Raw genomic sequence first — 14,052 nt, 5'->3', positions numbered from 1 at the left:
TATTTTGCTTGTCATTTAAAAAATAAAATATAGATTCATGAATTCACGTATATTATCAGTCTTATTCGTAGCTTTTTTACTAGCAAGTTGTAGCTCCACAAAAAATAGTAAAAACGATTTAGCCATTAATGTGCCTATTGAAACTTCTATCGATTTAATGAACATTAACGACGATAGAGCACCAGTAACAGTTAACCCAGGGCGTTTTACTGTTGAAACTGTAACTTACAGACTACCACGAGTTATTCAAGGAACCTATTCGATAAGTAATTTTGGAAAATATATTGACGATTTTAAGGCTATTGATTATGAAGGTAATGAATTACCCGTTAATAAAATTGATACCAATACATGGACTGTATCTAGTGCCAAGAATTTAGATAAAATTACCTACTTAGTAAACGACACCTATGATATTGAAGTAACTGGGGGTATTGGAAAGGATACCCCATTTTCTCCTGCTGGAACTAATATAGAGTCAAAAAATTATGTTTTAAATTTACATGGCTTTATTGGTTATTTTGATTCGTTAAAAAATAATCAATACAAGCTCGATATTGCTGCGCCTGCGGATTTTGTGCGTTCTTCTGCACTTCAAACTATGAATTCTACTACTGGCGAAGATGGAACAACCATAACAACCAGTTATTTTGCGCCTAGGTATTTTGATATTACAGATAACCCGATGATGTACGGTAATCTAGATGTAGAAGAATTTCAGGTTGGAGATATTAAGATTGTATTAAGTGTCTATTCACCAAATCAGGTTCATTCAGCAGCATCTCTTAAGGAAACGGTTTTAAAAATGATGCAAGCCCAAAAAGCGTATTTAGGTGATATTAATGTAACTCCTAGATACGATATTTATTTATATCTATCGGAAGAGAAAGGAGATTCTCCTAAAGGTTTTGGAGCCTTAGAACACCATACGTCCACGGTGGTTGTATTTCCTGAATCTATGTCTGAAGAGACCTTGGCGAGTAGTATGATAGATGTAGTATCTCATGAATTTTTCCATATAGTTACACCGTTAAGTGTGCATTCTGAAGATGTGCATTATTTTGATTATAACAACCCAACCTTTTCAAAACATTTATGGATGTATGAGGGGGTAACAGAGTATTTTGCTAATTTATTTCAGGTAGATCAAGGGTTGATTGACGAGCGTGAGTTTTATAACAAAATGATGACTAAAATTGATGGGTCTAAGCGATTGGATGATGCCATGAGTTTTACAATAATGAGTGAGAATATTTTAAAGGTTCCTTATAAGGACCAATATTTGAACGTATATCAAAAAGGTGCTTTAATAGGTATGTGTATTGATATTTTGTTGCGTGAAGAAAGTAATGGTCAAAGAGGTATTTTGTCTTTAATGAAAGAGTTGAGTAATAAATATGGGAAGAATAAACCTTTTGAAGACGACAAGCTTATCGAAGAAATTACAGCTATGACTTATCCGTCTGTTGGAGTATTTTTTGAAACTCATGTAGAAGGGGATATTCCAATTAAATATAATGATTTTTTAAACAAAGTGGGTTTAGAAATTGGTGAAGGAAGAGTTGAAACTAACTACATTTTAATGAACGGCATGCCTATTGTAAGCGGTGATCCAGAAAAAGGAACCATTTTCTTTACGGAAAAGGTTTTAGAAAACAGTTTTTGGGCAGATCAAGGAGTAGAAGCCAACGATGTTATAAAGAAAATAGACGGAAAAGAGATGAAAATGGCAAACGCTAATAACCTTTTGCAAGAGGTTTTTATGTGGAAGCCAGGAAAGGATATTGAAGTTGTATTAGATAGAAATGGCGAGGAAGTTGTCATTAAAACCACGACCACAAAAACATATACTAATGGTACGGCTATTATGGAAATGGCGGATGCTTCTGAGGCGCAGAAAGTGTTGCGCGAGGCTTGGTTGAAGGGCTAGGACTAAATCTATATGATATTAAAGGATTGGTAAACTATTATTTACCAATCCTTTTTTTTTTGTGTTAATAATTTGAGTAGGGATGATATTATTTCTATCAAAATAAAATTTACAGAATAAAGTTGACTTAGTAGATTAATTAAGAGCATTGGTTCAATGTATAGTTTTCGTGGCATTTATCTCCAAAAGGGCAAAATATAATGCTAAATAGAGATTGATAATTTAGTAATAAGCCGACAATTTTTGTAGCGAACGAATGTGAATTTTAGATAAAAAAATGAGCTTGAACCTAACCTATATTTTTATTAAATAGTGTAATTCATTAAAATAATACCTAAGTTTGTGTTTCAATTATTTACGATTAATTTCCACTTCAAATTTAAGCATACGGCTATCTACAGGTTTTTTTTGTGGTTCATTGAATTGATATGACTTATTATAAATTAGAGGTGTAAAGCAAGAAAATTTATTTAGAAATTATGAAAATGATAAACAAATTTAGAACTCTATTAATGCTGCTTTTTCTAGTATTAAATTTGCTAGAAGTAAACGCACAAAGTGGTATACAATTTCCAAAAAAAGATTCCACTAATGTGTCTAAGGATTGGCCATATAGCTTACCCATTTGGGGGCAAAAAGTAGTCGATAGGAATTTTGAATTACAATTACCGTTTGGTTTCAATGTGAATTATGTGTTTAATCAAATGTCGCTGGAATTAACAGAGTTTAGTATGAATTTTTTCGATGGAGAAAATTTAGATGATATAATTAATCCAGAAACTTTAAATTTTACTGAGACGGTTGCAACAACAAATGGAGTAAATTTAAGAGCTGATGCTTGGATATTACCTTTTTTGAACTTTTACGGAATTTATTCAAAGAACCAAGGTACAACTAAGGTGTCTTTTCAACCGCAGGTTGTTGAAAATAATTTAGGTCCAAATGGAAACTTAAAAGAAATAAGAACACTTGAGAAGCCCATAGATGTACCGGCAGTAGTATTTAACACAAATTCATTTGGATTTGGGACTACACTTGTTTACGGTTGGGATGACTATTTTGTTAGTACGGATGGTAATATTACTTGGACTACATCAGATTTATTGACCCAGACGGTTACTTTTTTTGTAGGCTCTGCTAGAATAGGACGGAGAGTGGTATTTAATAACAATATGAAGCTAGCGGTATATGTTGGTGCCATGTATCGTGATTTTGTAAATAAAGAAAATAATACAGGGTCTATTGGAGTGCCAGAATTGGATGAAGCCATGCTCAGAGCTATAGATGGTTTTTCTGCTATTAATAATGAACAAATAACCTTTTGGGAAAGTTTACCTGATGCTACTCCGGGAAAGGATGAGAAGTTAATGGACTTATATGCTAGAGCGGACAGACTTGATTCTGCGGCCGATAGAGTAGAAAATTCAGACGCCATAAATTATAGTATTAAGAAGGAGATTATTGATAATTGGAGTACCCAAATAGGTTTTAATTTTGAGATATCTCCACATTGGATGTACAGGGCTGAACTAGGATATCGTGATGATCAAAAGTTTTTTATGACCGGTCTACAGTATCGATTTGGTCTTTAGGACTTATAAATAAGGCGAAAAACCTATTTAATGCAATGGCTACGTTTTGATTAGCTATAGTGAATTATCTCATAACATTTTTTTGATACTTTATATATGCTTACTTTATGAGTTAATTAAATCAAATCTAAAGGGTGCTTTTTCTGGTTAAAAATGAAAATGAGTTAAAATCAGCATTTAAAAATAAGAGCAGGTTAAGTATTCTAAATTCGCTATTCCTTCATGTATTTGGCTGCTTTTCCTTTGCTTAAACTGTTATTTATAAATGCACGAAGATCATTGTTAGCTGTAATTAAGTCTTCATTACGCAAATACATCATATGACCACTTCTGTAGCCTTTAAATGTAAAGCGGTCCTTCATCTTTCCACTCGGATCAATTTGCCACATTGTGTATTTAGCCCCGAAGTAAGTGGTAGCGCCGTCATAGTAACCAGATTGTATAAGGACTTTTAAAAAGGGGTTCTGTGCCATGGCTTGCCTTAGGCCGTCACGTGTATTGTCATTTCTTTTGTCCCAAGGATGCACATCTCCAAAAACTTGGTATTTAATATCTGTTTTAAAATTTAAGTGTTTTCTAATGTAGTAGTTTATAGCTGGGGTAAAGGCATGATTCCATGACATGAGTTCTGGACTATAATCAGGACTACTACCTGTTTCTCTTTTATCTAATCCTAAATACCTAGAATCTAACCTTCCAATAGTATGTCCTGTTTTGTCTCTTAAAAGCTCCTTCCAAAAAAAGGCTGTAGGCACGTCTAGATTATTCTGTAAAATAGATTTTTCGCTTAACCCAGAGTAAAAGGCCATTTTTTTTGCAATTTGTAGTTTTTCCGTTTCATTAATAAACCCACCTTTTGCTAGAGCAGGCATTAAACTATGTATGGCAAATTTTTCGGCTTGAGGTAAAATATCTGTCAAATCTTTTTCTTGTAATTCATTAGGAAGCATTTTTTGATACCATGCGGCAGCCGTAAAATATGGCAGATTTAAAGCAGAATAAACAGGCTGATTGGTATTATAAAGTTTATAGTCTGCAGGAGATACTAAAATCACACCATTTAAATACATCCATTGCTTGTTTTGCAATTCATTAGCAAGTCCCATAACTCGGGTGCCTCCATAACTTTCACCAATAAGATATTTAGGAGATTCCCATCGGTTAATTCTAGTGACAAATGTGTTTATCCATTCAGCTAAATAGCTTATATCGGCATTAATACCAAAAAAAGTTTCGCGTTTAGGAAGTTCTCCTTCTTTATTAGGAATCATTCTTGAATATGCGGTGTTTACGGGGTTTACATAAACAATATCAGCCACATCAAGAATCGAATTTGGGTTGTCTGATACGCCATAAGGTTGAATTGGATAACCCTCATCATCAAGGTTTAAAACTTTAGGACCTGTATATGCAATATGCATCCAAACAGACGCCGACCCTGGGCCGCCATTAAAAGAGACAATCAATGGTCTATTAGCTTTATTACTTACGTTTTTTCGTTCATAATAAGTATAGTATAATGAGGCAATAACTTCTCCTTTTTTGTTCCAGACAGGCTGCGTTCCCGCTGTGGCAGTATAGGAAACACTTTCATTTTTAATGGTTGCTGAATGAGACGTAACTACAATAGTATCAACAGGTAATTCAAGGTTTTGAGATACGCCAAAACTGGTTATAAAAATAAATATGGCCAAAAAAAGGTTTTTCATAGTATCTATAAGTTTATGGATTTGTAAAGGTAATGATACTTATTTTTTAGAATCCCTCAAAAACGCCTAATCCAAACAAAGCGAAATCGTATTTTACAGGGTCATCGGCGTCAAGCGCCCGTAAACGGGTATCCAATTCTAGTAATGCCTTCGCATCATTCTGTTTTCTGGTTAATAACCCCAATTTTCTAGCTACATTTCCGGAGTGAACATCTAAAGGACAAGATAAAGCAGATGGCTTTAAAGATGTCCAAATACCAAAATCTACGCCAGCGTTATCGGTTCTAACCATCCATCTTAAAAACATATTAATACGTTTTGCGGCCGAATTTTTCATTGGATCACTAACGTGTTTTTCAGTCCTCTTTAAATGATCTATTTCAAAGAATATCGATTTGAATTTTGAAATAGCTGGCTGTAACGACTCATTTTCTAAATGGTTTTCGAAAATAGTTTCAAGGCCATTATATGAGTTGTAAATATGCTTTAAGGATTTAATGAACTGAAGACAATCATCACCATTAAAAGTTCTATGAACAAACGTTTTGAGCTTTTCTAAATCTTTATTCTCATGGTTTATAACAAAGTCATAGGGAGAAAAATCTAGAAGCTCCATGAGTTTCTTGGCATTATTAATAATACTTTTTCGATTTCCCCAAGCAATAGTGGCTGTTAAAAAACCGGATATTTCAATGTCTTCTTTTCTATTAAACTGATGAGGTATTTGAATGGGATCGCTTTCAATGAACTTAGGGTTATTGTAATTTTCAACTTTTGTGTCGAGAAATTCTTTTAATTCTTTATGCTGCAATGGTATGTTTTATTCTAATAAATCTATGGTAAAAATACAATATATAACTTTTAGTAGGATACGTATGTTATTGTGAATCATGAGATTTTTATCTGTAAAAGACTAAAAATATCGACGAAATACATTATTACAGTGTTGTTTATCGATTGCTAGAACGTTTTAAGACTAAAACTCAACAGAATTCGTTAATTCGATTAATAAACATAATAAACCATGAAAAAGATTATAACCTTATTGTTAGTCATGCTTTTTATGAGTTGTGATGAAGACAATATTAAAGACAATGTAGAAACTGCTGATCCAACGGCAACTATTGAAGCTTTGAATGAATATGTATTAGTTAATAGAATATTCCAAGATGTTGGAAACAACAATGGAGATGCTGTTTTGTCAGCAGAAACATCGGTTAACACTAATAAGAAGACCTCCACAAAGGACGAACCCACTATTACTGTAACACCTTTTGATTTAAATACATTTCCTAAAACGATTGTTATAGATTTTAAGTCTGGTATACTTTGTAAAGATGGTGTCACTAGAAAAGGAGTTATCACTGTTGTATCCACAAATTGGTATGGACAAGAGGGGAGTGAGCATACGGCGACTTTTGATAATTATTATCACAATGATTACCTAGTAGAAGGGACGCATTTTGTAAAAAACTTAGGAAAGAATAATAATGATGAGTTACGATATGCTGTAACTATTAAAAACGGGAAGATAACTACAGCGGAAGATGAAGTTATTACGTATACCGAAGATTCTTTTAGAACCTGGGTGGCCGGATCTAATACGCCTATTAATATCTGGGATGACGAATACGAGCTGGAGGGAACGCAGAATGGTGTAAACTCTAAAGGTATTGATTATACTCTGTCTGTTAAAGAACCATTACATTTTGTATTATTACCAAGATCTATTAAGTCTGGTATATTGAATATTGATATCGGTAAGATTAAAGATATTGAACTAAATTACAACAATTCTACTGTTACTATTTTAGGAGTTGAATACCCAATTTTAGTAAAATAAAAACAAGTTTTTGTAATTTTATTAATTGAGATAGACTAAGTTTCCAAATTTAACTAATTTGGAAGCTTATTTTATTTAATGAAGCAGAGCAGCAAAGTTTTAGCCTTAATCGTGTTTTCTCAGTTTTGCTGTACTTCTTTATGGTTTGCAAGTAATGCTGTTCTTGAAGATTTAATACAAAGCTTTCAACTAGATTTTTCTGCTCTAGGCCATCTTACTTCGGCCGTTCAATTGGGTTTCATATTTGGAACCTTATTATTCGCATTATTTACAGTAACAGACAGGTTTTCGCCATCGAAAGTATTCTTTTTTAGTGCCTTACTTGGTGCCTTTTTTAATTTAGGGATGATTTTGGAAGACCAGAATCTGTTTGGTCTTATTCTGTGTAGGTTTCTCACAGGTTTTTTTTTAGCAGGGATTTATCCTGTTGGAATGAAAATAGCTTCCGATTATTACCAAGAAGGTTTAGGTAGTGCACTAGGTTTTCTGGTAGGCGCATTAGTTTTGGGTACGGCGTTTCCTCATATTATTAAAGGAAGTTTTTCAGGCGTAGTTCCTTGGAGAGTTATGATGGTCATTACTTCAAGTATGGCAGTCTTAGGAGGGTTTTTAATTTTTGCATTGGTAGATGATGGTCCTTTTAGAAAACCTCTCAAGGGGTTTGATGCTGGGTTATGGTTAAGGTTGTTTAAAAACAGTAAATTTAGGTCTGTTGCGTTTGGGTATTTCGGACATATGTGGGAACTCTATGCCTTTTGGGCATTCACCCCTGTTTTGTTAGAAACTTATGCTTCTAATAAAATGGACGTAAGTTTTAACGTGCCTTTTTGGAGTTTTGTTATTATCGGTGTAGGAAGTTTAGCTTGTTTGCTTTCAGGAAAGCTTTCGATTAAGTTTAGTGCAAGGCGAGTGGCAGGAGTAAGCTTATTTTTATCATGCTTGTGCTGTTTATTATCTCCGGTATTTTTTGAAATCCAATCAAAATCAATGTTTCTAATGTGCATTGTATTTTGGGGCATGGTGGTTATTGCAGATTCTCCTTTATTTTCAACATTGGTTGCTCAAAATATTAGCCAATCAAAAACAGGAACAGCCTTAACTATTGTAAATTGCACGGGCTTTGCAATAACAATCATAAGTATTCAAATTATAAGTTATTTGCTAAATATTGTTGATAATAAAAATGTGTTTATGGTCTTGGCAATTGGCCCGATTTTAGGACTTATAGCATTGTTTAAAAAAAGAAATGAGGTTTAGAGCAATTTTATGATTTCGTTCTTAATATTTGCGCAAATCAAGCACAAAGGAATACGTGTTTTATTAATTGCTTTGGTGGATAATTTTACCATCAACCATAGTAAGTTTTCTATCGGCCATATTGGCTAAATCGGCGTTATGAGTTACAATAACAAATGTTTGCCCATATTCATCTCTCAGTTTAAAAAAAAGATTGTGCAAGTTTTCGGCAGATTCACTGTCTAAATTTCCAGAGGGTTCATCTGCAAAAATATAATCAGGGTTATTTATAAGTGCTCTTGCTACAGCAACACGCTGTTGTTCGCCTCCAGATAATTCGTTTGGTTTATGATGATATCTATTAGAAAGCCCTAAAAAATCTAAAAGTTCTTTGGCCCGCTTTTCTACCTCTTTTTCATTGGTGCCTTTAATAAAGGCGGGTATACATACGTTTTCTAAGGCTGTAAATTCTGGTAACAATTGATGGAATTGAAAAATAAATCCTATATGCTCGTTTCTAAATTTAGCAAGGCTTCTATCATTCAAGCTACTTATATCTGTGTCATTAATGCTTAATTCGAAAGGTTCTTTGTTAGAAGCGGTATCAAGTGTCCCTAAAATCTGTAGCAGCGTAGTTTTTCCTGCTCCAGATGCTCCAACAATAGAGATAACTTCACCTTTTTTAATTTCAATATTAACGCCTTTTAAAACTTGAAGGTTTCCGTAATACTTATGGATGTTCTTTGCTTGAATCATTGCCGAGTTTTGAACGGTGAAATTAACACATTATGAATTGATGTACAATTATCTATTAGACTTGCTCTTGTATATTTCTTTATTTCAAGATAATAAATCTATCGGTGCCATTTTAAAACAGCATTTGTTTCTTTTATTCATAACCCTATGGTAAGATTGCAGTTAGACGCTATTATTCTTTTATTTATAAAAATTAAACACCTAATTGTTTTGCTCTAGTGTGTGTAATGCATATTTTACTAACTTTAAAACTAAAACTTCAATAAAAAAAAGATGCCATATAAGAGTTTTGAAGAATATAACATGCAGGTTACAGACGATGTTAAGAATAGATATAAAAGTATTATTAGTGATTTAGGGGAAGACACGCAAAGAGACGGTTTATTAAAAACACCCGAGCGTGCGGCAAAAGCCATGCAGTTTTTAACACAAGGTTATGAGCAAGACCCTGTTGCTATTTTAAAAGGAGCCATGTTTAAGGAGTCTTATAATGAAATGGTTATTGTTAAGGATATAGAACTTTATTCATTGTGCGAACACCATATTTTACCTTTCTTTGGAAAAGCACACATCGCATATATACCCAATGGTTATATAGTTGGGCTAAGTAAGTTACCTCGAATTGTGGATGTGTTCGCAAGACGATTGCAAGTACAGGAGCGCCTAACCGAACAGGTTTTAGATTGTATAAATGATACCTTAAAACCGCAAGGGGTGGCTGTGGTTATTGAGGCATCGCATATGTGCATGATGATGCGTGGGGTTCAAAAACAGAACTCGTTGACTACTACGTCTGGGTTTAGAGGTCAGTTTGAAAAAATAGAAACTCGAAACGAATTTTTAAAACTTATCGGAAAGTAATCGTTAATTTGTTGGTATGCTTATTGTTAAATAATTAGCAAATAATAAAACATGAGTAAATATAAAAAGTTGCTAATAGGTATCATACTAGATGTTATTGGTTGTATTTCTTACTTCTTGCCAGGAATTGGAGAGTTTTTTGATGTTATTTGGGCGCCCGTAGCAGGTTGGTTAATGACAAAATTATATAAAGGTAAGGAAGGTAAAATTGCTGGATTAGTTGCCTTTGTAGAGGAAGCCGTACCTGGTTTAGATATTATACCTACGTTTACACTAATGTGGTTGTATACCTACGTTTTCAAACAAAACTAGTTCTGTTAAAATAAGTTGCGTTTTGGGAGTTGTACCTGCATCAAAGAGATGCATTTAAATAACTAAAAACAATTCTTAAATAACTGTTTTAATTTTGTAAATTTGCCTGCGTTTAAAAGCGCATCATGTCAACTACCACAAAATACATTTTCGTAACTGGCGGAGTTACGTCATCCTTAGGAAAAGGAATTATAGCCGCCTCTTTGGCTAAATTATTACAGGCTCAAGGTTATAGAGTTACTATACAAAAATTAGATCCCTATATAAACGTAGATCCTGGTACCCTCAATCCATATGAGCATGGGGAGTGCTATGTTACCGAAGATGGTGCAGAAACCGATTTAGATTTGGGTCACTACGAGCGTTTTTTAAATAGACCAACTAGTCAGGCCAATAATGTTACCACCGGAAGAATTTACCAAAGTGTCATACAAAAAGAACGTAGAGGTGAGTTCTTAGGTAAGACGGTTCAGGTGGTTCCTCATATCACTGATGAGATTAAAGAGCGTGTTCAAATTTTGGGTAAGTCTGGCGAATATGACATCGTTATAACAGAAATTGGAGGTACTGTTGGAGATATAGAATCCTTACCTTATATTGAAGCAGTAAGACAGCTACGCTGGGATTTGGGAGAGGATAATGGTATTGTTATTCACCTTACCTTAGTTCCCTTTTTATCGGCTGCTGGAGAGCTAAAAACAAAACCTACCCAGCACAGTGTTAAGACATTAATGGAAAGTGGTGTTCAGGCAGATATCTTGGTTTGTAGAACAGAGCATACGCTGCCAAAAGAGTTACGTAGAAAGTTAGCATTATTCTGTAATGTTAAAGAAAATGCGGTAATTCAGTCTATTGATGCTTCTACAATTTACGATGTACCAAATTTAATGTTGGATGAAGGTCTTGACAAAGTTGTACTTGAAAAATTAAATCTTAAGAGCTCGTCTCCAGATATTGATAGATGGAATCAATTTGTTCACAGGCATAAAAATCCTAAGTCGGAAATTACCATTGGTTTAATTGGAAAATATGTTGAATTACAAGATTCTTATAAATCTATATTAGAGGCATTTATTCATGCTGGGGCAGAAAATGAAGTGAAAGTAAAAATAGAGTCCATTCACTCTGAATATATTAACGAGGATAATGTAGAACTTAAGTTAGGACATCTAGATGGTGTTTTGGTTGCTCCAGGATTTGGAGAAAGAGGCATTGATGGAAAAATTGATGCTGTAAAGTATGTACGCGAAAACGACATTCCATTTTTAGGGATTTGTTTAGGGATGCAAATGGCTGTTATAGAGTTTTCTAGAAATGTTTTAGGGATAAAAGATGCAGCGTCTACCGAAATGAATCCAGAAACCGCTAATCCTGTTATAGGCTTAATGGAAGATCAAAAAACTATTACAGACAAAGGTGGTACCATGAGATTGGGAGCCTGGGCATGCGATTTAAAATTAGGTAGTAAGGTGCGCGATATTTATAAGGCAGAAAGTATTACAGAACGCCACAGACACCGTTATGAGTTTAATGGTGCATATAAAGAACAAATAGAAGCGGCAGGTATGAAAGCTACAGGACTTAACCCTGATACGGGTCTTGTAGAAATTGTTGAGATTTCAGAACATCCGTGGTTTATTGGGGTCCAATATCATCCAGAATACAAAAGTACTGTTGCTAATCCGCACCCATTATTTGTCGCGTTTGTAAAAGCATCATTAAATTATAATAGAAAGAAAAAGAGTGCCACAATGGCACAAAACTAATATTGGATAGCTTATTGTTAAGCTATTAGCCTTCCTGCTTTAGCAGGAACCTTTATTCATAGATATACAATACATGGAAGAAAAGAAACTAGACATTAATTCGATTATAGGATTTGTTCTTATTTTTGGAATATTAGCCTACATGCTATATCAAAATGCACCAACTCCTGAAGAAATAGAAGCTCAGGAAAAAGCGAAGCAAGAGCAAGTTGAGGCAGAAAAAAAAGCAGAAGAGAAAGCTCTATCAATAGAAAATGCTGCATCGCAGTATGTTTCTGGAAATCAGTTAGATTCAATTCAACAAGTAAAGCTTAACAATAAGTTAGGGGCATTCGCATATTCTGCAATTAATGCAACCAAAGATGAAACTATTGTTGAAAGTGATTTATTTGCGCTAAAATTTAGTAGTAAGGGTGGGTATTTGTCAGAAATTAGATTGAAGGAATTTGTTGATTACGATTCTATTCCTATTTATTTGGTTAAAGATAATAACGCCTCTTTTAATATAAATTTTGGTACAACAGATAGTCGTATTTTAAACACCAAAGATTTACCTTTTATACCCTCAGTTTCAAAAAACGGAGATTTAACAAGAGTTTCCATGAAATTAAAGGTTTCTGAAAGCCAGTTTCTTGAATATCTATATGAGATTAAGGAAGGCGACTACATGATTAATTTTAATATAAGGTCTCAAGGCTTAAGTGATATTATAAACAGTTCGCATGCGATTAATTTAGATTGGAAACTTAAAGGGTATCGCCATGCAAAAAGTATTTCTTACGAAAACAGATATACCGATATTCATTATGAATATGAAGGGGGAAAAGATGATTATACGGGGGCCAGAGATGCCGACGAAGAGCTTGATGATGTAACATGGATAGGGTACAAGCAGCACTTCTTTTCATCTGTCTTGTTAACAGATAAGGCCTTTAAAAAAGCCAATATATCTGCCAAGAATTTAGTTGAAGATGAAACTATAGATACGGTTTACACGAAGCTATTTGCAGCAAAAATGCCCTTAGAGCTTCAGGGAGGTGAGATTAACGAGTCTATGGATTGGTATTACGGGCCAAGTGATTTTAAGGTTTTAAATGCCTATGGGAGGAATCTTGATGAATTAGTACCTTTTGGATGGGGGTTATTCGGATGGATTAACCGCTATGTTTTTATGCCACTCTTTAGCTTTTTAGGTGGTTTTATGCCTTACGGAATTGCCATTGTGGTCATGACAATTTTGGTGAAAATTATGCTCTCTTTTGTACAGTACAAGCAATTTTTATCTCAGGCTAAAATGAAAATTTTAAAGCCAGAACTAGATGCAATACGAGAGAAGTATAAAAATAATAAAATGAAAGCACAACAGGAAACTATGGCGTTGCAAACTAAAGCTGGGGCTAGTCCTATGGCTGGTTGTTTACCTGCCTTGGTTCAACTTCCCGTGTTTTATGCCTTGTTTCAGTTTTTTCCATCGGCTTTTGATTTAAGACAGAAATCCTTTCTTTGGGCAGATGATTTATCGTCATACGATACCATTGCAAACTTGCCTTTTAATATTCCATTTTATGGAAATCATGTAAGCCTATTTCCAATTTTGGCGTCTATAGCTATCTTCTTTTACATGAGGCTAACAACTGGTCAAAATATGCAAGCGCAACCGCAGCAAGAAGGGATGCCAGATATGGCTAAGATGATGAAATACATGATGTATTTCTCTCCAATAATGATGTTGTTTTTCTTTAACAATTATGCTTCTGGTTTAAGTTTATATTACTTTATTTCGAATTTAATTAGTATCGGAATTATTTTGGTAATTAAGAATTATATCCTTGATGAAGATAAGATTCATGCTCAAATCCAAGAAAACAAGAAGAAGCCTAAAAAGCAAAGTAAGTTTCAAAAGAAAATGGCTGAAATGATGGAACAAGCAGAGCAACAGAAGCAGGCACAGCAAAAAAGACGTAAATAAATAAAGACTTTTTCTATATCAAAAAGCTGCCATTACAATATTTTGGTAGCTTTTTTTGTTAAGAATACTTTAAGTTTT

11 protein-coding genes are annotated in these 14,052 nt (G+C 34.0%); 8 read left to right on the top strand and 3 right to left on the bottom strand.

The genetic code is table 11. The features are described from left to right. Nucleotides 1-37 precede the first annotated feature (37 nt). Both E5D58_RS08305 and E5D58_RS08300 read left to right on the top strand, forming a co-directional pair. Nucleotides 38-1,930: a M61 family metallopeptidase gene (locus tag E5D58_RS08305; protein ID WP_136481386.1), complete on the top strand. Its 1,893-nt coding sequence runs from the start codon at nt 38-40 to the stop codon at nt 1,928-1,930. A gap of 512 nt (nt 1,931-2,442) precedes the next feature. Next, the gene (locus E5D58_RS08300) at nt 2,443-3,522 is read left to right on the top strand and encodes a hypothetical protein (RefSeq protein WP_136481385.1); all 1,080 of its coding nucleotides are present in this window, start codon (nt 2,443-2,445) and stop codon (nt 3,520-3,522) included. Nucleotides 3,523-3,734: 212 nt separating this feature from the next. On the opposite strand, the gene E5D58_RS08295 is transcribed toward E5D58_RS08300, so the two are convergent. After that, the gene (locus tag E5D58_RS08295; protein WP_136481384.1) at nt 3,735-5,231 is read right to left on the bottom strand and encodes a S10 family peptidase; all 1,497 of its coding nucleotides are present in this window, start codon (nt 5,229-5,231) and stop codon (nt 3,735-3,737) included. Between the two features lie 46 nt (nt 5,232-5,277). Then, nucleotides 5,278-6,042: a TIGR02757 family protein gene (locus tag E5D58_RS08290; RefSeq protein WP_136481383.1), complete on the bottom strand. Its 765-nt coding sequence runs from the start codon at nt 6,040-6,042 to the stop codon at nt 5,278-5,280. A gap of 213 nt (nt 6,043-6,255) precedes the next feature. Here E5D58_RS08290 and E5D58_RS08285 point away from each other — a divergent pair, with 213 nt between their 5' ends. Both E5D58_RS08285 and E5D58_RS08280 read left to right on the top strand, forming a co-directional pair. Then, a complete protein-coding gene (locus tag E5D58_RS08285) occupies nt 6,256-7,074 on the top strand; it encodes a hypothetical protein (protein ID WP_136481382.1) in 819 nt (272 codons plus the stop codon). Between the two features lie 78 nt (nt 7,075-7,152). After that, nucleotides 7,153-8,331: an MFS transporter gene (locus E5D58_RS08280; protein WP_136481381.1), complete on the top strand. Its 1,179-nt coding sequence runs from the start codon at nt 7,153-7,155 to the stop codon at nt 8,329-8,331. Nucleotides 8,332-8,394: 63 nt separating this feature from the next. On the opposite strand, the gene E5D58_RS08275 is transcribed toward E5D58_RS08280, so the two are convergent. Further along, nucleotides 8,395-9,066, bottom strand: a complete 672-nt coding sequence (locus E5D58_RS08275; protein WP_136481380.1) for an ABC transporter ATP-binding protein — start codon at nt 9,064-9,066, stop codon at nt 8,395-8,397. 273 nt (nt 9,067-9,339) lie between these two features. Between E5D58_RS08275 and folE the strand changes: the two genes are divergently transcribed. The 4 genes from folE to yidC all read left to right on the top strand — a co-directional run bounded on the left by folE (nt 9,340) and on the right by yidC (nt 13,974). Continuing rightward, on the top strand, nt 9,340-9,927 hold the full coding sequence (gene folE / locus E5D58_RS08270) for a GTP cyclohydrolase I FolE (RefSeq protein WP_136481379.1): 588 nt from the start codon (nt 9,340-9,342) through the stop codon (nt 9,925-9,927). Nucleotides 9,928-9,978: 51 nt separating this feature from the next. Continuing rightward, on the top strand, nt 9,979-10,239 hold the full coding sequence (locus E5D58_RS08265; RefSeq protein ID WP_136481378.1) for a hypothetical protein: 261 nt from the start codon (nt 9,979-9,981) through the stop codon (nt 10,237-10,239). Between the two features lie 125 nt (nt 10,240-10,364). Continuing rightward, a complete protein-coding gene (locus E5D58_RS08260) occupies nt 10,365-12,005 on the top strand; it encodes a CTP synthase (RefSeq protein ID WP_136481377.1) in 1,641 nt (546 codons plus the stop codon). A 73-nt stretch (nt 12,006-12,078) separates the two neighbouring features. Beyond that, complete coding sequence (yidC, locus tag E5D58_RS08255) at nt 12,079-13,974, top strand: membrane protein insertase YidC (protein WP_136481376.1); 1,896 nt, start codon at nt 12,079-12,081, stop codon at nt 13,972-13,974. Nucleotides 13,975-14,052 lie beyond the last annotated feature (78 nt).

Source organism: Cognatitamlana onchidii (genome assembly GCF_004804355.1).
Classification (GTDB): domain Bacteria; phylum Bacteroidota; class Bacteroidia; order Flavobacteriales; family Flavobacteriaceae; genus Cognatitamlana; species Cognatitamlana onchidii.
The sequence above is the reverse complement of the archived record's forward strand: the minus strand, read 5'-3'. Positions and strand labels throughout refer to the sequence as shown.